This window comes from Marinigracilibium pacificum, assembly GCF_012926615.1.
Classification (GTDB): Bacteria; Bacteroidota; Bacteroidia; order Cytophagales; family Cyclobacteriaceae; genus Mangrovivirga; species Mangrovivirga pacifica.
This window is the reverse complement of sequence record NZ_JABBNU010000029.1, coordinates 1-1403: the sequence shown is the minus strand read 5'-3', so window position 1 is coordinate 1403 and position 1403 is coordinate 1. Positions and strand designations below refer to the sequence as shown.

Here is a 1403-nt window from a genome sequence, read left to right as displayed (position 1 = left end):
TCAGATGGAACGACAAATTATACAGTAAACAATATCAATGATGGTGCAACAGTATCAGTAAGTCCATCAGCAACAACGACTTATAGCTTAGTTAGCGTATCCGATGCTAATGGATGTGCCGATGCAACTCCAACAGGTACAGCAGTGGTAACGGTATCACTAACAGTCAGTGGAAATCTGGCTGCGAATGCATCACAATTGTGCGCAGGGGAGAGTGTCGATTTAACTTTTACGTTATCAGGATCAACAACTAATTATGATGTTTCTTATACTGACGGAAGTACAACCTTTAATCTTGTTGGAATCAGTTCAGGTCATGTAGAAACAATCACTCCATCAGCAACAGCTACTTATAGCATTACCAGCATCACCGCGAATGCAAGCGGATGTAATACCACAACAAATGTAAGCGGTACGCCAACAGTAACAGTGAATCCGGTACCAGACGGAACCTTATCTGGCGGAGCAACGATCTGTAGCGGTGCGTCAACAAATCTGACATTCAATTTCACTGGAGGAACAGCACCTTATAATGTTGTTTATTCAGATGGAACGACAAATTATACAGTAAACAATATCAATGATGGTGCAACAGTATCAGTAAGTCCATCAGCAACAACGACTTATAGCTTAGTTAGTGTAACCGATGCTAATGGATGTGCTGATGCAACACCAACAGGTACAGCAGTGGTAACGGTATCACCAACAGTCAGTGGAAACCTGGCTGCGAATGCATCACAGCTTTGTGCAGGGGAGAGTGTCGATTTAACTTTTACATTATCAGGATCAACAACTAATTATGATGTTTCTTATACTGACGGAAGTACAACCTTTAATCTTGTAGGAATCAGTTCAGGTCATGTAGAAACAATTACTCCATCAGCAACAGCTACTTATAGCATTACAAGTATCACCGCGAATGCAAGCGGATGTAATACCACAACAAATGTAAGCGGCACACCGACAGTAACAGTGAATCCATTACCAAATGTGGTTGCTTTACCAATGAATGAAACAATTTGTAGTGGTAGTCAAACAAATATTTCGTTATCTACGACTAATGGAGTGACTCCTGTTACTTATTCATGGACTGTTTCTTCAAACTCAAATATAAGTGGAGCCTCAAATGGTTTTGGATCTTCTATTAATCAGACATTATCCAATATTACCAATACACCTCAAAATATAACTTATACTATTACTCCGGAAAGTGGTAAAGGTTGTAATGGGCCTTCGGTTGATGTGATAATAACTGTAAATCCTAATCCGGAATTGATAGTTACCAATAATAGCTCATCAATATGTAGTGGAGAGACTACGGATATACAACTTTCAGGTACTACTAGTGGAGCGACAATAAGTCTGGCAGCAGTTAATTATAATGGATTAACAGGTGGAGCATA

1 protein-coding gene is annotated in these 1403 nt (G+C 39.7%); it reads left to right on the top strand.

Going from position 1 to position 1403, the window contains the following annotated elements:
- Positions 1-1403, top strand: a 1403-nt coding sequence (locus HH304_RS21080; RefSeq protein WP_169685279.1) for a beta strand repeat-containing protein, incomplete at both ends; no start/stop codon positions are given.